This window comes from Pectobacterium betavasculorum (assembly GCF_000749845.1).
Taxonomy (GTDB): Bacteria; Pseudomonadota; Gammaproteobacteria; order Enterobacterales; family Enterobacteriaceae; genus Pectobacterium; species Pectobacterium betavasculorum.
The window spans coordinates 79,263-98,738 of record NZ_JQHM01000007.1 but is presented as its reverse complement, the minus strand read 5'-3'; the positions used below and the strand labels follow the sequence as shown (position 1 = coordinate 98,738).

Below are 19,476 nucleotides of genomic sequence, written 5' to 3'. Positions count from 1 at the left end.
CTCATACCTGCTACGGCAGGTTAAAAAACTGCCGTAGCACGAGGTTATCAGGAGCGACTATGTATATCGGTATTGATCTGGGCACTTCCGGTGTTAAAGCCATCCTGCTGGATGAAGCAGGCGAGGTGATTGCCAGCCATAGCGCCGCGCTGAGCATTTCTCGTCCACATCCACTTTGGTCGGAGCAAGCACCTGAAGACTGGTGGCAGGCAACCGATCAAGCGTTACAAGCATTGGCAGCAACACACAACCTTCGCGGCGTGAAAGCGCTGGGGTTAACCGGGCAAATGCACGGGGCGACCTTGCTGGACGCCCACCAGAACGTGCTACGACCTGCGATCCTCTGGAATGACGGGCGCAGCGCAGCACAATGCCGGTCGCTGGAACAGTTGGTGCCGACATCGCGCCAGATTACCGGCAACCTGATGATGCCGGGCTTTACTGCCCCCAAACTAAAATGGGTACAGGAAAACGAAAACGCTATCTTTCGCCAAATCGACAAGGTCCTGCTGCCAAAAGACTATCTGCGCTGGCGTCTGACAGGGGAATTCGCCAGCGATATGTCCGATGCGGCAGGAACCCTTTGGCTGGACGTTGCCAAACGAGATTGGAGCGACGCTCTACTGGAAGCTTGCTCGCTGAGCCGCGAGCATATGCCCACGCTGTATGAAGGCAGCCAAATTACCGGCTATCTGCGACCTGACATCGCCAGTCGTTGGGGTATGGAACCCATCCCCGTTATTGCTGGCGGTGGAGATAACGCAGCAGGCGCGATTGGCGTCGGGCTGTATAAAACCGGTCAGGCGATGCTGTCTCTCGGTACATCCGGCGTTTACTTCGCCGTCAGCGACGGCTTTCTCAGCAATCCTCAGCATGCCGTCCATAGCTTCTGTCACGCACTGCCGAATACCTGGCACCTGATGTCCGTAATGTTAAGCGCAGCATCTTGCCTCGACTGGGTCGCCCACCTGACACAGGCCGAGAGCGTGTCCACGCTGTTGCAGGAAATCGCCTCGACGCCAGTTGATGACTCAATAACACCAGTGTGGTTCTTACCCTATCTTTCCGGCGAGCGTACGCCACACAATAATCCCGATGCCAAAGGCGCATTCTGGGGGCTGACCCACCAACATGGCCGCGTAGAGCTGGCAAAAGCGGTACTGGAAGGTGTGGGATTTGCACTGGCTGACGGGATGGACGCGCTGCACATGACTGGGCTGAAGCCCGATAGCATCACGCTAATTGGTGGTGGTACACGTAGCGCCTATTGGCGGCAAATATTGGCAGATATCAGTGGTCAAACGCTGGAATACCGCACGGGGGGGGATGTCGGCCCTGCGCTTGGTGCTGCCCGTCTGGCGCAAATTGCTATGCATCCCCATACGCCACTAGCAGAACTCTTGCCACCGCTACCGCTGGAGCAGGTTCATCAGCCGAACAGCCAGCACCACGCCGACTATGCCGAGCGGAGGCGTATATTTAAAACGCTCTATCAACAGCTTAGTCCGCTGATGTAGCACCGTTAGTCCGATAAGCTGGGCGAACCGTCAACTCACCCAGCGCCGCACATCAATCTTCTGTAGCGCCATCGAAAGCAGCAAGCTGCCAGCCAGCGCGATGGCGAAGACAGAGAAAATATCGAGAACAGGGGGGGACGGCAACGCGACATCATGTGTACGCAGATAGTGAATGATCAACGCGTGAAAACCGTAAATCGCCAGCGAATGACGCGAAATGGTGGCAAACCCCGGTAAAACCCGCTGGCTAAAGTAATTCTTAAACACCACCAGCAGGCTGACCGCGGCCAGAAACACCAATGGGCCACAGTAGATATAAAACGTCTGGGTAAACGTATCGTTCAACAATGTGTGGTGCTTCGTCCCCATTGCAATCAGCGCGACACACGCGATAAAGAAGGGGATAGCGGCCAGCACGACTTTCTTTGGCACGTCCAACATGCCCAACGCGCGCCCCAGCGCGGCATACAGCACGTAGTAAAACGTATCGCCGTAAATATAGAGATTAACAGGCAGTAATTTAAAGCCTTCAAACCCCACACGCCCCGTATTAGGATTGGCGACAACAGCTAATAAGATAATCAAGACCGCTAAATATTTACCCGATACTGGCTTGATTGTAATAAGTGGGGAGAGCAGGTAAATCACGATAATGGCGTAGAAAAACCATAAGTGATAAAAGATCGGTTTTTGCAGCGCATGGTGTAATGAATTCAAGCCATTAATCGGCGTGAGCGTCGCAATATAGATCAACGCGACCGTACTATAAAAAAGCAGACATAAGCCGATACGCAGGAAATGTTTTTTCCCCGCACTGCGTTCACCAAAGAATAAATAGCCCGAGATCATAAAAAACAACGGGACGCAGACGCGCGAAGCAGAGTTCAGGACATTCGCCACATCCCAATGCCCGTCGCCCGGTGTGCCACCCGCAGTAATAGAGTAAGTTGTGCTATGAATCAGAACGACCATCATGCAGGCCAGCGCCCGCAGGTTATCAATCCAGCCGATCTTATCCTTCATGCACAACCTCTTGAAAGCAAAGCGCTATTCAAAATATCGTAGCCGTTGTTAAGCGCCGGCACAATCAACTATCAAGAATCAGCGACTAACAATCGGGCAAATCTGAGTGCTCAGGACGCATTAACACGGAAAGCTCGCATCGATTTACGCTATGCCTGCGCACCCACCCGCATTGGCAGGCGCGCAGGGTTTTAAGGAAGTGTGCTGTTAGAACAGCCCCATTGGCTTATCAGAGTAACTCACCAACAGGCACTTGGTTTGCTGATAATGATCCAGCATCATTTTATGATTCTCGCGCCCGATACCGGACTGCTTATAGCCCCCAAACGCGGCATGTGCGGGATAGGCGTGATAACAGTTGGTCCAAACCCGACCCGCCTGAATACCGCGCCCCATTCGGTAAGCGATGTTACCGTTACGGCTCCATACACCTGCGCCCAAGCCGTATTCCGTATCGTTGGCTATCTCCAGCGCGTCATCCATGGTTTTGAACGTTGTTACCGCCAGCACCGGACCGAAAATCTCCTCTTGGAAGACGCGCATACTGTTTTTACCGAACAATATCGTCGGCTCCAGGTAGTAGCCTTCCGACAGCCCGCCCGGCATCGCCTTACGCTGGCCGCCCGTGAGCACACGTGCGCCCTCTTTCTTACCGATATCAATATAGTTAAGGATGGTGTCAAGCTGGCCTGCTGACACCTGTGCGCCCATCATGGTTTTGCTGTCCAGCGGGTTACCGATACGGATAGCCTCAACGCGCTTGATTGCACGTTCCATAAAGCGCTCATAGATAGATTCCTGCACCAGCGCGCGGCTCGGACAGGTGCAAACCTCTCCCTGATTGAAGGCAAACAGCGTGAAACCTTCGAGCGCTTTATCAAAGAAGCTATCTTCCTTATCCATCACGTCGGCAAAGAAAATGTTCGGCGATTTACCGCCCAGCTCCAGCGTTACTGGCGTCACGTTCTGCGCCGCATAGCTCATGATCTGCTGGCCCACCTCGGTCGACCCGGTGAATGCGACTTTCGCGACGCGTTTTGACGTAGCCAGATATTCACCAATTTCGCTTCCCGACCCATTAACGACATTAATGACGCCCGGCGGCAGCAGATCCTGAATCAGCTCCATCAAAATCAGCACCGACATCGGCGTCAGTTTGGCGGGTTTCAGCACAATACAGTTACCGGCGGCCAGTGCAGGCGCCATCTTCCAACAGGCCATCAACAGCGGGAAATTCCAGGGAATGATTTGCCCGACAACGCCGAGAGGTTCATGAAAATGATAGGCCACGGTATCGCCATCAATTTCGCTAATTGCCCCCTCTTGCGCTCGGATACAGGCTGCAAAATAGCGAAAATGGTCAATCGCCAGCGGCACATCCGCCCCGCTGGTTTCACGTATCGGCTTACCGTTATCCCAGGTTTCTATCTGCGCCAACAGTTCAAGATTTTGCTCCATCCGATCAGCGATTCGGTTAAGTACCAATGCGCGTTCCTGCACCGACAGCCCTCCCCATTCCGCTTTTACCTTATGGGCAGCATCCAGCGCGTAATCAATATCTCGCGTTGACGAACTGGCTACTTCACACATAGGTTGGCCAGTTACGGGGGTTAAATTGACAAAATACTGACCAGCATCAGGTGGAACCCACGCTCCGCCGATAAAATTGTCATAGCGTTTTTTCAGATTGAGAGAACCGACTTCGCCAAACTCGGATCGACCTTCGAGATTATCGTGTGCCATTTCAGTCTCCTTTTCATTTCCGAATGAGCGGCCATGCCGCAGTGAAGAAAAGAGGCAAGCAGTAAGCAGCTACATTAAGCCTATACGGGGTATGGGGTTAGCGATAGGGTTCAGGCAGAGAAGAAGACAACTCTTCGAGTTAACGCACAGTTTCTTTCCTGTTACAGGAAAAATACATATTGCTATGCGAGCACGCTCGCTGTTCCTGGAGAAAAATTCGCATCCCTTCTGGCGCAGCGAGATATACCCTAAATAATTCGAGTTTCAGGACAAAACGTTATCGTTTTGAACAACGCAAAGCGTTGGCCCGCTAGGGCGAGGTTCATTTATGAGCCTCGTAACGCGGCAAGGGAAGGAGCCCCGATGAGCTTACTCAAGTAAGTGATTCGGGCGAGTGACAAATCTGCCAAAGGCAGGTTTGAACGCTGCTTGCAGCGGCCCCTGTAGGGCGAGGCACACGCTAGTGTGTCGAGTAGCGCAGCCAACGCACATGCAACTTGAAGTATGACGGGTATAATACTTTTAATTTCTATGGTTACTAACATGCAGGTATTTCAGGTGAAAGGGGTTCATTCACAAGCGGATGCCGTCCTCGAAGGCGCAACGCAACATCCGGTCTATCATCCCGACTCGCTGCATCAGCCACAGTCTGACTGGCTAGCGGAAGAGGTGCCCGTGGCGCTGGTTTATAACGGTATCTCGCATGTCGTCATGATGGCATCACCGAAGGAGTTGCAACAATTCGCCCTCGGGTTTTCCTTATCCGAAGGCATTATTCAATCACCGGCAGATATTTACGGCATTGATGTGCAGCCCGCCTGTAACGGCATTGAAGTTCACATTGAGCTTTCCAGCCGACGCTTTGCTGGGCTAAAAGAGCGGCGTCGGGCGATGGATGGCCGCACAGGATGCGGTGTATGTGGTGTAGAGCAGCTTGCAGAAATCGGCAAACCAGTCACTCCTTTGCCCTTCACACAGGCATTTTCTCTCAGCAAACTTGAAAATGCGCTAGTACGTCTGCGTGATGTGCAGAAGATCGGTCAAATGACTGGCTGCACTCACGCCGCAAGCTGGATAGCACCAGATGGCACACTATCAGGGGGAAGCGAAGATGTCGGCCGCCATGTCGCACTGGATAAATTGCTTGGTGCCCGGGCAAAACAAGGGTGGCAACAGGGTGCCGCACTGGTTTCCAGCCGGGCCAGCTATGAAATGGTGCAAAAATCCGCTATGTGTGGCGTAGAAATCTTGTTTGCCGTCTCGGCGGCAACCTCGCTGGCTGTAGAAGTTGCACAGCGCTGCAATCTGACGCTGGTCGGTTTTTGTCGACCGGGACAGGCGACTATCTACACACATCCGCAGCGCCTAAGCGAGTAAACCACTGCCGTCAGGATCGCGATGGCACGCAGCCAACGCACAGGCAGCTTGAAGTATCACGAGTATAGATTAATTTGTTTTTACATAGTGCAATAACGACATAAGCGTTTGTTATCATGAAGTAAAGCAATCTGAATCACGACATCAGCTCGAGAATAATCATTTTCAATATCATTTAATTAACTATAATGAACGTATTGCTTACGCGGCACTCATAGAACAGTACCGTAACATTTTTTTTACCAAGGAGATGCTAAACATGAGTTATTCACTGCCATCGCTGCCTTATGCTTATGACGCACTGGAACCGCATTTCGACAAAGAAACGATGGAAATTCACCATTCCAAACACCATCAGGCTTACGTCAATAATGCTAATGCCGCGCTGGAATCTCTGCCTGAGCTGGCTAAATTGTCTGTTGAAGAGCTGATCGCTCAACTGGATAAAGTCCCTGCTGAGAAAAAAACAGCACTGCGTAACAACGCTGGCGGGCACGCTAACCACAGCCTGTTCTGGAAAGGCCTGAAATTAGGGACTACGCTGACTGGCGATCTGAAAGCGGCAATCGAACGTGATTTCGGTAGCGTCGATGCGTTTAAAGAAAAATTTGAGCAAGCAGCAGCAACTCGCTTCGGTTCTGGCTGGGCTTGGCTGGTACTGAAAGACGACGGCAAACTGGCTGTCGTTTCTACGGCAAACCAAGACAGCCCGCTGATGGGTGAAGCAATTTCTGGTGCCTCTGGCTACCCAATCGTCGGTCTGGACGTATGGGAACACGCTTACTACCTGAAATTCCAAAACCGCCGCCCAGATTACGCTAAAGCCTTCTGGAACGTGCTGAACTGGGACGAAGCCGCAGCTCGCTTCGCTAGCGCGAAAAAATAAAACCGTTGGATGCCTGATACCATCAGGCTCCTTCTGCGTTTGAATAGAGACTGGAATAACACGTTGTTATTCCAGTTTTTTATTATATTTCACCTTGTATTGTCCGCTCCTCTTCTCGCTCTTCCCCATCACCCCGCACGCTCGAATAGCGGTGCGCTCACACGGTTTATTCATTTCTGGTCGCATGCAGACTTCAGACCCGAAAAACAGGCGATGCGTAAAGTTTCAGAGTAAAGTGCCGATATCTACTGCGGGTTTTTATCATGTTTTTTTGCAGTGACAGGCCTGGCAAGCGGTAATCCGGGATGCTAACAGCGCTCATCAAGTGTGCATCAGGATAGTGAATTTGACTCAATAGGATAGAGTGGTGGGATTTGATGGCTATGAATTTTGACAATCTAAAAGTCGGTAAAAAATTAGGATTAGGCTTTTTCCTGATTCTGTTGATGACCATGGTGATTGCCGGTGCGGGTATTATGCATATAGGCGAGCTGAAAGGCAGTATTGATAAAGTTAATTTAAGCAACAATATTAATGATGAAATTAACCAGGCTAAATATTACCGTGCATTATACGGTACCACTTATAATCCTGATGATATAAAAAAGAACATTGAGCACATTGCCAATATCAGTAAACTCGCTGAAAAAGCAAAAGAATTTAACTGGCCAGAAAGCGACGCCAAGAAGATAGCCGATATCCCTACATTAATTACCAGCTACCAGGAAAAACAAAAAGGTTATATTAATGCAGTGAATGCTAAAGACGCCGTCAGAAAAAGCTGGAATATATCAACGACGGAAAAGCCCCTGCTACAGCTTAATGATCAGTTAAAGGCAGACAATAACAGCACTGCGCTTCAATTATTACTTTCGGACCTGAACCAAAAACTGATTGCCGTTCGCTATCATGTTCGCGGTTTATTACTTTCTACCAACAAAGAATCCGAAGAAAAACTGACAGACTCCATCAACGCGGCGCAAACGTCATTGACCTTTCTATATCAGAGCCTGTCTGCTGAACAGCGTGAAACGCTGGCGCCGGTTCTGACGATCATGAACAATTATGAAGAACAAGTGTTGGCATATATGCCGGCCTATCATGAGGAAATGGCACAGGCGGGGCAAATGCATGCTGTTGCCGAACAGCTGAATATTGTTGTTGAATCTCTGCTTAGCGATCAGTTGGCCGCCTCACAGGCAGACATTCGCAGTGCCATACTGCAAATGAGCATCGCGACGCTGATTACGTTACTGCTTGGCCTGATGATTTCCTGGTTCATTTCACGTCAGATCACCACACCACTTGGCAATACATTGAGCATGGCTGAAAAAATCGCGACAGGCGATCTCACCATGTCTATCAATACGACCCGTAAAGATGAGCTGGGTCAGTTGATGAGCGCAATGTCGAAGATGAACGACAACCTGCACAATATGATCGACGACATTCGCGTTGGTGTCAGCCAGATTTCTAACGCATCCAGCGAGATCGTTGCGGGCAATACAGATTTGTCGTCACGTACCGAACAACAGGCTGCTGCCGTTGAACAAACCGCCGCCAGCATGGAACAGCTCACCGCGACGGTTAAGCAAAACGCCGATAACGCACACCAGGCCAACAAGCTGGCAATCAGCGCTTCCCAAACCGCCAGACAAGGTGGCGAGCAGGTGAATAACGTGGTGCAAACCATGACCGCGATTGAGAGCAGTTCTAAGCGTATTGCAGAAATCACGTCTGTCATCAACAGCATCGCCTTCCAGACTAACATTCTGGCATTAAACGCCGCGGTAGAAGCCGCCCGCGCTGGTGAACAAGGCCGTGGCTTTGCCGTTGTCGCTAGCGAAGTGCGCAATCTTGCCCAGCGCAGTTCACAGGCGGCGAAGGAAATTGAAGGCCTGATCTCTGAATCTGTTAATCAGGTGTCACGCGGTGCAACACTGGTCGGTAACGCGGGTAAAACGATGAATGACATCGTCACCTCTATCACACAGGTGCATGACATCATGGGTGAAATTGCCACCGCATCGGATGAGCAAAGCAGGGGAATTAGCCAGGTTAGCCAGGCAATTGTTGAAATGGATAGCACCACGCAGCAGAACGCCGCGCTGGTTGAACAATCTTCTGCTGCCGCCGACTCGCTGGAAGAGCAGGCAAGACTGCTGAAGCAGGCCGTTTCCGTCTTCCGTCTGGCTAATGCACAGCATGATGACACCCCCGCTGGCATCGCGTTTAATAACCAAACGCAACGCCTGCACGCACCGAACTAATATCGAAAGCGGCACAAAACAAAGCCCCTGTTTAACAGGGGCTTCATCAATGAATCAATCGCGATAACTCGTCCATCACTATCCTCCCCCTGCGCAGAGAAAAGGCCTCAGAACGGTTTCGGCGCGTAGCCTGTCATCTCTTTTAAACCCATCTCACGACCGAGTGCCGTCATCGGATGCACAATCACCAAACCGCGAACGTTTTTCTTCAACGTTCCCATATCAGCCTGCTCTTTTTTAGTAATCGCACGGTTGAAAGGTAGATTTGCCAATTTCTGTGCTTCTTTGCTGAGTTTCTGTTCTCTCACGTTACGCAGGCGCTCAATTTCAGCCACTAGCTTCTCGCAGGCCTCCAGATTGAGGGCAATGGCTTCGGCGTCACCTTGTGCCAGCAGCGTGGTCTGCTTATGCGTCAGCTTATCCAATTGGTCGCTAAGACGTTTGATCTCTGCTTTTTCCTGCTCTTTCATAAAAGATAACCTATATAACGGGAGAATAATGCGGGGCACAGCATACACTATACGCTAAATAATTCGAGTGGTTGTAAGACCCGCCCACACACATGCAGCTTGATGTAGGACGAAGATAAAGTCTGGTAGGCGTAGTGATGTCGTGCAGCAGAATGGCGTTAAAACGCTTTTTTCAGGCTAATTTGCGCAATCAATGTGGTCAAGGATAAAACCAGCGTGGAACGCACCATCTGCTGATAACGCTGCTGCTGCATATTCACCAGAAGTGGATCGGCATCCGCCCCTAGCGGTAACGCGGGCTTTGCGGGCAACGCCGCAACGCAGTGCAGCTCTCCGATGGGCCCCAGAATTTCATCATCGGTAAAACGATAATCACGATCGTCATGTGCTAGCTCTTCGCCCAGCGCCATTAACAGTTCGGCATCTTCATACTCTTTACGGCTGATCATCCCCAGCCCATAAATCAGTTTCAGGCGCACGGAAAGATCGCCCAGCGGACCCGTTCCCGTCATCAGAGGCTCTACGGCATACTTCACCGCATAGTCGTCTTTACGGAATACCTGCAACATCAGGATACTAGCCGCTTCAGCCAGCAGCTCAACAGCGCAGAGCATAAAGTCGCGCACAGTCTTCCCTGAGTTCAGCGCTTCCAGAACCCGGTTTTCAAACGCCTGTGTTTCTTCCATCGTCACTTCTTGACCCTTTAAACCCGCACAGCATACCCACCTCGGTAGTATGCTTACCGGCAGGTGTGGCGACATCCGATCCCCGACGTCGCCCGTATACATTACACCGTGTCGAAAAGACCACACCTGCCTTGTGACGAGACGCGCCGATTACTGCATGGCGTTATACACATTCACTGCTTGCGCGACAACCTTGCTGTTCGCATCCAGACCAGAAATCTGCACCAGCGCCGCCTGCGGCCCTTGTGTACGGATTAACTCAGCCAGTTCCTGCGCCTGCGGATCCTGTTCGCTACGATAATGCATCGCGGCGGCAACACCAGTAATCAAGTTGTCATGCGGCAAATGGTATTCCAGCGTTCCGAGCAGCGGCTTGATCAGACGGTCACCGGCGCTCAGTTTGCGCAGCGGCTGGCGGCCAACGCGATCCACATCATCATGCAGGTGAGGGTTTTCAAAGCGGCCAAGAATTTTATTGATATAGGCGGCGTGTTTATCCGCATCAAAACCATAACGTTTGATGAGTACCGCACCGCTCTCTTCCATTGCGCCTTTGACCACGGCTCTGACTTTCGGGTCAAGAATCGCATCACGGATCGTTTGATGACGCGCCTGCTGGCCGAGATAGGCCGTAATCGCATGGCCGGTATTGAGCGTGAACAGCTTACGCTCGACAAACGCCATCAGATTGTCGGTCAGTTCCATACCGGGAATCGCTGGCGGCTCACCGCAGAACTGGGTTTTATCGACAATCCATTCGCTGAAGGTTTCTACCGTCACCGCTAACACATCATCGCTGCCCGCCTCGGAAGGAGGAACGATGCGATCCACCGCGGAATCCACGAATCCTACATGCTCGACAACCCATTCCTGATGGGCTTCCGGCAGCAGTTTTAGCACATGCTGTTTTAACTGGCTGGTGCCACGCACCATATTTTCACAGGCAATAATGTTCAACGGCCGGATGTTGCCGTCATCATGACGTTTCACCAGCCCCTGAGCGATAGTTCCAGCGATTTTTTCCAGAATCTGCGGTCCCACAGCAGTGGTCACCAGATCGGCCACGGAAATTAATGCGACAGCATCCTGACTGCCGCTGTGAACAGCGCTAACGTTGCTGACGGTATCAACCTGCGTGTTATCACCGACAATCCGCACTGTGTAGCTTTTACGACTGTTCAGGGCATCCAGCAGAGGCTGATTGACGTCAGCGAATGTCAGTTCGACGTTGGCATCCGCCAACAATTTACCAATAAATCCACGGCCGATATTACCTGCGCCAAAATGTAATGCTTTCATGAGAGATAACCTTAAAAAAACATAAAAAGAGGCCGCCTGAAGGCGGCGCTAGCCACATCAATTAGGCACTCTTTTTACCGGAGAGTAAGTCGAGTACTTCCTGAACATCCTGGGTATGTGCCAGACGTTCAATGACGGCATCATCGTCCAGCGCGTTGGTCAGACTGGTGATGACCTGAATATGTTCGTTATTACGGGCAGCAATACCGATAACCAAACACGCGACCTCATCGTCTTCATCGCCAAAGCGAACGCCTTCAGGATATTGGCAGAAGACAACGCCCGTTTTCAGCACGCGATCTTTCGCTTCAATGGTGCCGTGAGGCACAGCAATCGATTCGCCCAGATAAGTGGAGGTCAGCTTTTCGCGCTCCAGCATCGCTTCAACATACTCAGGCTCGACGTAACCGCCTTTTACCAGTTGTTCACCGGCAAAACGGATGGCCTGCTCTTTGTGTGTCGCATGCTGATTCAGGAACACATTGCCCGCACCCAGTTGGAACAGATTCGTCTGCGCATCAGCAACAACTGGTGCAGGCGTCGCCACGGTTTCTGGCTGCACGGCACCCTGCGCTGCCACAAGTCGAGCCACCAGGTCGCTATACAGACCGCTATCAAGGAAGTTGGTCAGCGAAATATGCTGTGCCTGCGGTGCATGACGCATCGCACGCTCAGTCAGATCGCGGTGCGTAATGACCAGATCGACGTCGTCCGGCAGGCTATTGATCGCGCTGTTAGTCACCGAAACGTTGGTCAGCCCAGCATCCTGAACTTTCTTACGCAGCACACCAGCCCCCATCGCGCTGGAACCCATACCGGCATCACAGGCTACGATGATTTTACGCACGGTACTCATATCGCCGCTAACACCAGCGCCCGTTGCTGTACCTTTGGAAGAGGCTTTCATTTCCTGCACGCGGCGTGTTGCGTCGCCCAGATCTTCTTCTTTTTGCTTGGTACTTTTCAACAGAATCGCCGACACGATGAAGGACACCGCAAAAGCCGCTGCAATGGCTGCGAGGTTAGCAAAGTAAGCGCCTTTTGGTGTCATCGCCAATACTGCCAGAATGGAGCCAGGGGACGCAGGTGAAACCAAACCGCCACCCAACACGCTCAGTGTAAACACGCCAGTCATCCCGCCCAGAATCACTGCGATAATCAGGCGCGGATTCATCAGCACGTAAGGGAAGTAAATTTCGTGAATACCGCCCAGGAAGTGGATAATCGCCGCACCCGGTGCTGATTCTTTCGCGTTACCGCGACCGAAGAACATATAAGCCATCAGCACGCCCATACCTGGGCCTGGGTTTGCTTCGATCAGGAAGAAAATAGATTTGCCGGTTTCCGTCGCCTGCTGAATGCCCAGCGGTGAGAAGATACCGTGGTTGATGGCGTTGTTCAGGAACAGAATTTTTGCGGGTTCAACGAAGATAGATGTGAACGGCAACAGGTTGTTCTGCACCATCAGGTTAACGCCGGAAGCCAGCACCTGAGAGAAAACTTCAACGAGCGGACCAATTGCCAAAAACGACAAAATGGCCAACAACATACCGATGATACCGGCAGAGAAGTTGTTGACCAGCATTTCAAAGCCGCTCTTGATTTTACCGTCGACCATGCGGTCAAAACGTTTGATCGTCCAGCCACCCAGCGGCCCTACAATCATGGCACCGAGGAACATTGGGATATCAGTCCCGACGATCACACCCATCGTCGTAATTGCACCAACGACACCACCACGCTCACCAAATACCAGGCGTCCGCCGGTATAACCAATCAGCAATGGCAGTAAATATGTGATCATTGGACCGACAAGCTTCGCCAACGTTTCATTGGGGATCCAGCCAGTTGGGATAAACAGCGCGGTAATAATACCCCAGGCGATAAATGCGCCAATATTGGGCATCACCATATTGCTGAGGAAGCGGCCAAAGTTTTGAACTTTGATCTTAATGTCTGGTGAAAGCATAAAAACACACCCCTATTGAAACGCGCTGACAATAAGAGCGCGTGGTAATTATCGTGAGACGGCGTGGCTATAAAGACACCGACTGCCACAAGAATATTTCCGTCATTATTACTGTATGCAGCGCGGACTCTAACACGCTGTTTTCATACCGCAACCTCATGGCAGAAACGTGACAAAAATCACACAACCACCCTACATCAACGATACAAATAGGTGATTTACTTCACAAAAAACCATTAAAAATGAAAAACTAAACAGATTTGTAGACAATTACAGAACCCTATATGTGATTTTCATCACAATTTTAATCGCCTTGTTTGTTTTATTTATGTGATATTAATCACAATTTATTTTTCCCTCATGCCAGCCAAACTCATCTTATCCAGAATATCTATCGGCTAAGATCGGTTAGCAAAAAGAGGCTATTAGGGATAATTCACGCCATTTATCCCTCTGAGTGCATTCATTAAATTTTGCTGCTGAACAGGTAATGCGGCCATCATACCGTTATATTGCGCCACCAGCTGTGGCGTACGGAATTGCACAGATGCCCCATTAAATACGGCCTGATCGCCCTGAGCCTGAAGGAAATCCCCAACCTGAATCAGGCTTTGTACAAACGATGTGGCATTCGGAATAGCCGGTAACAAGGCATTCGTCGGCTGTATTACCGTGCGCGCATACAGGCGCTCATAAGGAATTTGTACCTCTTCAGGCTGCTTTAACGCGCGGTGTGCATTGTCAGCCTGTGCCTTTGCTGTCTGAACATGCTGCGCCAATAGGCTCATGGTTCCAACAGATTGCCTTAGCACATCACTCTGCGTCAGATAGTCTTTAGGGACGCGAATACGGGAAATTTGCCCCAGCATCGGCGTCAAGCTACCGGACACGGCTTGATTAAACTGCTGAGAAAAGGTGGTTAAAATTGCGTAATCGTTGGTAAAATTGCCAAAATTCTTCTTTTGCTCTTCCGTCAATGCAGGCAGCCTGCCATCCTGTTGCGACTGCACGCTTTGCAGGAACGCAACGAATGCCTTGCGCTGCTCGGCTTCGCTGTCACCGCAGGCAGCAAGCTGCAATGCCGCCAGAATAACCAGAACTGGCAGCAGCCAGCGTGAACGGTACGTCATCAGCCTTCTCATTCCCTACTCCTGTTATGCTCGCTGCCCCGCCAGTCGTGCTTTATACGGACAAAAACATGCCAGCGACGGATTTTCCATGACAAGATTTTCTACGACATAAGCATAGTCGAATCAGGCTGGCTGTGCAGAAAAAGACCAGGTTTGACAACAGGTTTTGATGATGTTCCAGAAACCTTCTGATAGTGCATGCACAAATACATACCGACTTTTGCCTATGCCAGGCGTTGTAGCCGTGCTAACAGGATTTGAAAAAGAGTAACGTAAAAGGCGGGTGTTTAGCGCATAAACACAGGATGATTAACGCATTGATATTGATGCTGAAAGGTTATTAGCCTTTCAGCATTTAAACGAACATACCCTTAAGACGGGCAGCGGGCTGCGTCGCCTTAGGTGAATATCAGCACTACCTCTTCAGCGTTAAAAGTAAAAATGTGATGGCCAATAGGCAGGAGGCGATTAATGTAATGAATCCACCAGTCCAGCCGGCAATATCAACAACGAACCCCATCAGTACACCGGCGCTAGCGGAGCCAAGGAGATAACCAAGCAGTCCCGTCAACCCCGTTGCGCTTCCCGTCGCTTCTCTGGGCACCAGATCTGCCGCCTGTAAACCAATCATCATTACTGGGCCGTAAATCAGAAAGCCAATCGCTATCAGACTAATATTGTCCACGAGCGGATTTCCTGGCGGATTAAACCAGTACACTAAAATAGCCGCTAATACACCGCACATGAACAGAATTGTTGCCGGTGCTCTTTTACCCTTAAATGCTAAGTCACTTAAATAACCGCTGACTAACATTCCCGGTATGCCAGCCCATTCATATAAAAAATATGCCCACCGTGAGTTCTCTTTACTAAATCCTTTTACCTCAGATAAATAGGTTGGAGCCCAGTCTACTACGCCATATCGAATGAAATAGACAAAAATATTTGCAACCGCGATATACCAAAGAAATTTATTTCTCAATACATACTTAACAAATATCTCTTTATGGGAAAGCCCTGATGAATCCTGTTTTAATTCTTCCCCATTGCCTTCTTTCTTATAGACTTCTATTGGTGGTAGTCCGCATGACTGAGGTGTATCCCTCATTAAAAAGAAAGTAATAATCGCAATGACTATCGCAATCAATGCGGGAAAGAAAAATATGCTATGCCATGTTCCAAATAAAAATATCCCCAGCGTTGCCAGCGGCGCAATTAATCCGCCACCCAGATTATGGGACACATTCCACCACGACCACCACTTCCCGCGCTCTTTTTGTGAAAACCACGTTACCATGGTTTTTGCATAAGGAGGATAGCCCATCCCTTGTGCCCAACCATTCATAAAACTCAATACGCACATGACCGGAATGCTCGACATCACACCGGGAACAAGCCCGAAGACAATGCAGATAAATGCACTGATCATTAATCCCGTCACCGCAAAATATTTGGGATTCGATCTGTCGGAAACACTTCCCATCACAAATTTACTAATCCCATAGGCAATGGAAAGCAGTGTCAGCGATGTGCCTAACGATGCCTTTGTATAGCCATAATCCTCTATCATATAGGGTATGGCAAGACTGTAATTTTTTCTTAAAAGATAGAAAGCGGCATATCCAAGAAAAGTTCCTAAAAAAACCTGCCACCTTATTTTTTGATACTCTTTATCTATCTCTGCTTTGGGTAATAAATTTTTATGCTTTGCCGGTGTAAAAATAGACACGTCACTCTCCTTAGCAAAAAATTTGAATAAATTAATTCATGAAATCTTATACAGAGCTTTACGGCTTCCTCGTTATAAAAAATAAAACCATTTCTCTCAAATAATGAGAGAATCTACTAGCCGGGATGCATAGTATTTATTGATATTTAACGATACCTGTCATATTTAAATTTGCATGTGCGTTATTTTACTCACTCCATTCATGTACCGATATAAATTCCTAAGGATGAATGAGAGACATCCTGCCTCTCATTGGAAGCCAGCGTTATCTCGTCAATTTCGTTTCTGACGAGATTGTCCTTCTCTAGCCGCGTTACGATGCTCATCACTGAGCATCGTCCTAAAGGGCTGCTCAACACATTAATGTGTTGCCCTGAAACTCGAATTATTTAAGGTATATAAGGAATAGCCCCCTATCAATTACGCCGACGATATTCACCCTTTCACGTCAGACCAATATGTATTCCCTGATGTTATCATGCTAAACAAAGGCCATAGTGGAACCAACCAGCCATTGTGAAATGGACAGTATTGTGTGATCCTCTAACGTTTACATGATTCATTTTTCAGGTTGCAGACGTATTAGCTTTCTGCTTCCCAGAATCAATCGGGCACCTTTGATGCATTGCCATTGCCCGACTAACATTTCAGTACAAAGAAACATTAACCGAACAAAAAGCCTATATCAAGCCCGAAAATCGAATTTTTGTGACGAGACATGTGCTTTTAATTCGATAAGGAATGTCCTGCATGGCAGAAGACCGACAAAACGATGGATATGACGTAAAATCCGGCCGGGAACACATCATCGAAAAACAGTCAATTCACCGATTTGGAGAGCGGCTGAAACTTGCTATGAATGGTTTGAGCAACATGGAGTTATCCCGCCGCAGCGGCCTGTCTGAAACGACAATCCGTAAATATATTCAGGGGAAAATTTATCCAGGTCTCGATAGTCTGGCTTTGGTTGCGGAAGCTTGTGGCGTCTCCCTTTCCTGGTTAGCGACCGGGGAAGGCGATCCGAACAAAAAATCGAACCAACCTCTATCAGATCGCGCTACTGCCTGCGAGTCTCCTCAGGTTCGTTATAACGACACAACGACTAGGGAGCTGGAAGCGATTTTTCGCCGCCTGAGCGAACAAGAGAAAAATGCGCTAATCAATACAATATATCGTATCGGTATCGAAGGATTGCTACGGCAGTTGAAAGGAACGCCGGATAACATCGATACGACAGCGCAAGACTGATGACCACCGGGTCATCGCAACCGGGGTCATCAGCATCACACCTGAAGGCAGAGGCGATTACTGCAGCACAGAAATATCCGCAACCTGCAAGAACAGCTCACGCAGTTGGCTCAGCAGCGTCAGACGGTTCACTCGAACCTGCTCATCTTCCGCCATGACCATCACCTGATCGAAGAATGCATCGACAGGTTCACGCAGTGAGGCCAGCTCAACCAGTGCTTCCTGATAGCGACCTTCAGCAAACAGCGGTGTCAGTTTGTCACGCAGCACGACAAGATGCGTTGCCAGCGTAATTTCCGCCGCGTCTTTCAATACGGCCGCATTGACGCTCTCATTCAGCGTATCGGTAGACTTCGCCAGAATGTTGGAAACGCGTTTGTTAGCTGCTGCCAGCGCCGAAGCTGCATCCAGCGTACGGAAGTGACTGACCGCTTTCACACGGGCATCGAAATCAGCCGGACGAGTTGGACGACGCGCCAATACCGCTTGAATGGTATCTACGCTGTGACCCTCTTCCTGATACCAGGCGCGGAAACGACCGAGCATAAACTCAATCACCTCATCCACAGCCTTGGTATTAGTCAGCTTGGTGCCATACAGACGCACCGCTTCTTCGGTCAGCGTCTGCAAATCGAGCGGCAGACGTTTCTCGACGATGATGCGCAGCACACCGAGAGCAGCACGACGCAGTGCAAACGGGTCTTTGTCGCCTTTTGGATGTTGACCGATACCAAAAATCCCGGCCAGCGAATCCATTTTGTCAGCAATCGCCAATGCACAAGCCACAGCAGAAGACGGCAGTTCATCACCCGCAAAGCGCGGCTGATACTGCTCATTCAATGCAACAGCAACATCTTCCGCTTCGCCATCGTGACGCGCATAGTGCATCCCCATCACGCCCTGCGTGTCAGTGAATTCGAACACCATGTTGGTCATCAGGTCGCACTTGGACAGCAGGCCCGCGCGCGTCGCGTGATTCACATCGGCACCAATCTGGCCAGCAACCCAGCCTGCCAGTGCCTGAATACGGTCGGTTTTATCACGCAATGAACCCAGCTGCTGCTGGAACAAAACGGTTTCCAGACGCGGCAGGTGATCTTCCAGACGCTTCTTGCGGTCGGTATTGAAGAAGAACTCGGCGTCAGCTAAGCGTGGGCGCACCACTTTTTCGTTACCGGAGATAATCTGCTGTGGATCTTTGGATTCGATATTGGCAACAAAGATGAAGTGAGGCAGCAGATTGCCGCTGTTGTCGTAAACCGGGAAATACTTCTGGTCACCTTTCATGGTGTAAACCAGCGCTTCGGACGGCACAGCGAGGAATTTTTCTTCAAATTTCGCGGTCAGCACCACCGGCCATTCCACCAGCGAGGTGACTTCTTCCAGCAGGCTGTCGCTCAGATCGGCATTGCCGCCAATCTTGCGTGCGGCTTCTTCCGCATCGGCTTTGATTTTGGCTTTACGCGCATCATAGTCGGCGACAACTTTACCGCGTTCCAGCAGAATCTGCGGGTACTGTTCGGCGTTGTCGATCGTGAATTCAGCTTCACCCATAAAACGGTGACCGCGGATGGTACGAGCAGAATGGATACCCAATACCTGACCGGAGATCAGCTCCTCACCCAGCAGCAGAGTTACGGTGTGTACCGGACGCACAAACTGGGTTTCTTTATCGCTCCAGCGCATCAGTTTTGGGATCGGCAGCTTTGATAAAGCGGTGCTTACCATACCCGTCAGCAGCGCCTGTGTCTGCTCACCTTTAGCGTGGGCGCGATACAACAGCCACTCGCCTTTGTCGGTCGTCAAACGTTCAGCCTGCTCAACGGTTATACCACAGCCACGCGCCCAGCCTTCTGCTGCTTTGGTTGGTTTCCCTTCAGCATCAAACGCTTGAGAAATCGCCGGCCCCCGTTTTTCTACTTCACGATCGGGCTGAGAAGCGCTTAAACGCGCCACTTTCAGCGCCAGACGGCGCGGTGCGGCAAACCAGCTTACGTCCCCGTGCGCCAGATTGGCGGCATCCAGCTCCGCCGTGAAATTAGCGGCAAAGGATTCTGCCAGATTACGGAGAGCCTTCGGCGGCAGCTCTTCCGTGCCAATTTCCACCAGAAAAGTCTTGTCAGTCATGG

14 protein-coding genes are annotated in these 19,476 nt (G+C 50.3%); 5 read left to right on the top strand and 9 right to left on the bottom strand.

Going from position 1 to position 19,476, the window contains the following annotated elements:
* The first annotated feature begins 59 nt into the window (after positions 1-59).
* Entirely contained in the window at positions 60-1,517 is a 1,458-nt protein-coding gene (gene xylB, locus KP22_RS14815) for a xylulokinase (RefSeq protein ID WP_039325018.1), read from the top strand.
* A gap of 30 nt (positions 1,518-1,547) precedes the next feature.
* Here xylB and KP22_RS14810 read toward each other — a convergent pair whose 3' ends face one another.
* A complete protein-coding gene (locus KP22_RS14810) occupies positions 1,548-2,540 on the bottom strand; it encodes an acyltransferase (RefSeq protein WP_039307005.1) in 993 nt (330 codons plus the stop codon).
* Between the two features lie 207 nt (positions 2,541-2,747).
* Positions 2,748-4,283 (bottom strand): acetaldehyde dehydrogenase ExaC, encoded by a 1,536-nt coding sequence (exaC, locus tag KP22_RS14805; protein WP_039307002.1) that lies wholly within the window; start codon positions 4,281-4,283, stop codon positions 2,748-2,750.
* Between the two features lie 543 nt (positions 4,284-4,826).
* On the opposite strand from exaC, the gene fdhD reads away from it, so the two are divergent.
* The 3 genes from fdhD to KP22_RS14790 all read left to right on the top strand — a co-directional run bounded on the left by fdhD (position 4,827) and on the right by KP22_RS14790 (position 8,816).
* Positions 4,827-5,660: a formate dehydrogenase accessory sulfurtransferase FdhD gene (gene fdhD, locus KP22_RS14800; RefSeq protein WP_039306999.1), complete on the top strand. Its 834-nt coding sequence runs from the start codon at positions 4,827-4,829 to the stop codon at positions 5,658-5,660.
* 259 nt (positions 5,661-5,919) lie between these two features.
* On the top strand, positions 5,920-6,546 hold the full coding sequence (sodA, locus tag KP22_RS14795; RefSeq protein ID WP_039306997.1) for a superoxide dismutase [Mn]: 627 nt from the start codon (positions 5,920-5,922) through the stop codon (positions 6,544-6,546).
* A gap of 377 nt (positions 6,547-6,923) precedes the next feature.
* The gene (locus KP22_RS14790) at positions 6,924-8,816 is read left to right on the top strand and encodes a methyl-accepting chemotaxis protein (protein ID WP_039306994.1); all 1,893 of its coding nucleotides are present in this window, start codon (positions 6,924-6,926) and stop codon (positions 8,814-8,816) included.
* Positions 8,817-8,923: 107 nt separating this feature from the next.
* Here the strand turns inward: KP22_RS14790 and KP22_RS14785 are convergent, their stop codons facing one another.
* The 6 genes from KP22_RS14785 to pgtP form a co-directional block, all read right to left on the bottom strand.
* Entirely contained in the window at positions 8,924-9,286 is a 363-nt protein-coding gene (locus KP22_RS14785) for a YibL family ribosome-associated protein (protein WP_039325016.1), read from the bottom strand.
* 158 nt (positions 9,287-9,444) lie between these two features.
* Positions 9,445-9,972 carry an MltR family transcriptional regulator gene (locus KP22_RS14780; protein ID WP_039306988.1) on the bottom strand — a complete coding sequence of 176 codons (528 nt, stop codon included), beginning with the start codon at positions 9,970-9,972 and terminating at the stop codon, positions 9,445-9,447.
* A 150-nt stretch (positions 9,973-10,122) separates the two neighbouring features.
* On the bottom strand, positions 10,123-11,271 hold the full coding sequence (locus tag KP22_RS14775) for a mannitol-1-phosphate 5-dehydrogenase (RefSeq protein WP_039325014.1): 1,149 nt from the start codon (positions 11,269-11,271) through the stop codon (positions 10,123-10,125).
* A gap of 61 nt (positions 11,272-11,332) precedes the next feature.
* Entirely contained in the window at positions 11,333-13,240 is a 1,908-nt protein-coding gene (locus KP22_RS14770) for a PTS mannitol transporter subunit IICBA (RefSeq protein WP_039325012.1), read from the bottom strand.
* A 425-nt stretch (positions 13,241-13,665) separates the two neighbouring features.
* On the bottom strand, positions 13,666-14,370 hold the full coding sequence (locus tag KP22_RS14765; RefSeq protein ID WP_081926253.1) for a DUF3053 domain-containing protein: 705 nt from the start codon (positions 14,368-14,370) through the stop codon (positions 13,666-13,668).
* A 415-nt stretch (positions 14,371-14,785) separates the two neighbouring features.
* A complete protein-coding gene (gene pgtP, locus KP22_RS14760) occupies positions 14,786-16,099 on the bottom strand; it encodes a phosphoglycerate transporter protein PgtP (RefSeq protein WP_039306975.1) in 1,314 nt (437 codons plus the stop codon).
* A 750-nt stretch (positions 16,100-16,849) separates the two neighbouring features.
* Here pgtP and KP22_RS14755 point away from each other — a divergent pair.
* Complete coding sequence (locus KP22_RS14755) at positions 16,850-17,347, top strand: helix-turn-helix domain-containing protein (protein WP_052012538.1); 498 nt, start codon at positions 16,850-16,852, stop codon at positions 17,345-17,347.
* 57 nt (positions 17,348-17,404) lie between these two features.
* Here KP22_RS14755 and glyS read toward each other — a convergent pair whose 3' ends face one another.
* Positions 17,405-19,474, bottom strand: coding sequence for a glycine--tRNA ligase subunit beta (glyS, locus tag KP22_RS14750; protein ID WP_039306972.1), 2,070 nt, complete (start codon positions 19,472-19,474; stop codon positions 17,405-17,407).
* Positions 19,475-19,476 lie beyond the last annotated feature (2 nt).

Excerpts from the sequence above, each read along its gene's own strand:
- xylB (WP_039325018.1), top strand. The coding sequence starts at position 60 with ATGTATATCGGTATTGATCTGGGCACTTCCGGTGTTAAAGCCATCCTG.
- KP22_RS14810 (WP_039307005.1), bottom strand. The coding sequence starts at position 2,540 with ATGAAGGATAAGATCGGCTGGATTGATAACCTGCGGGCGCTGGCCTGC.
- exaC (WP_039307002.1), bottom strand. The coding sequence starts at position 4,283 with ATGGCACACGATAATCTCGAAGGTCGATCCGAGTTTGGCGAAGTCGGT.
- fdhD (WP_039306999.1), top strand. The coding sequence starts at position 4,827 with ATGCAGGTATTTCAGGTGAAAGGGGTTCATTCACAAGCGGATGCCGTC.
- sodA (WP_039306997.1), top strand. The coding sequence starts at position 5,920 with ATGAGTTATTCACTGCCATCGCTGCCTTATGCTTATGACGCACTGGAA.
- KP22_RS14790 (WP_039306994.1), top strand. The coding sequence starts at position 6,924 with ATGGCTATGAATTTTGACAATCTAAAAGTCGGTAAAAAATTAGGATTA.
- KP22_RS14785 (WP_039325016.1), bottom strand. The coding sequence starts at position 9,286 with ATGAAAGAGCAGGAAAAAGCAGAGATCAAACGTCTTAGCGACCAATTG.
- KP22_RS14780 (WP_039306988.1), bottom strand. The coding sequence starts at position 9,972 with ATGGAAGAAACACAGGCGTTTGAAAACCGGGTTCTGGAAGCGCTGAAC.
- KP22_RS14775 (WP_039325014.1), bottom strand. The coding sequence starts at position 11,271 with ATGAAAGCATTACATTTTGGCGCAGGTAATATCGGCCGTGGATTTATT.
- KP22_RS14770 (WP_039325012.1), bottom strand. The coding sequence starts at position 13,240 with ATGCTTTCACCAGACATTAAGATCAAAGTTCAAAACTTTGGCCGCTTC.
- KP22_RS14765 (WP_081926253.1), bottom strand. The coding sequence starts at position 14,370 with ATGACGTACCGTTCACGCTGGCTGCTGCCAGTTCTGGTTATTCTGGCG.
- KP22_RS14755 (WP_052012538.1), top strand. The coding sequence starts at position 16,850 with ATGGCAGAAGACCGACAAAACGATGGATATGACGTAAAATCCGGCCGG.
- glyS (WP_039306972.1), bottom strand. The coding sequence starts at position 19,474 with ATGACTGACAAGACTTTTCTGGTGGAAATTGGCACGGAAGAGCTGCCG.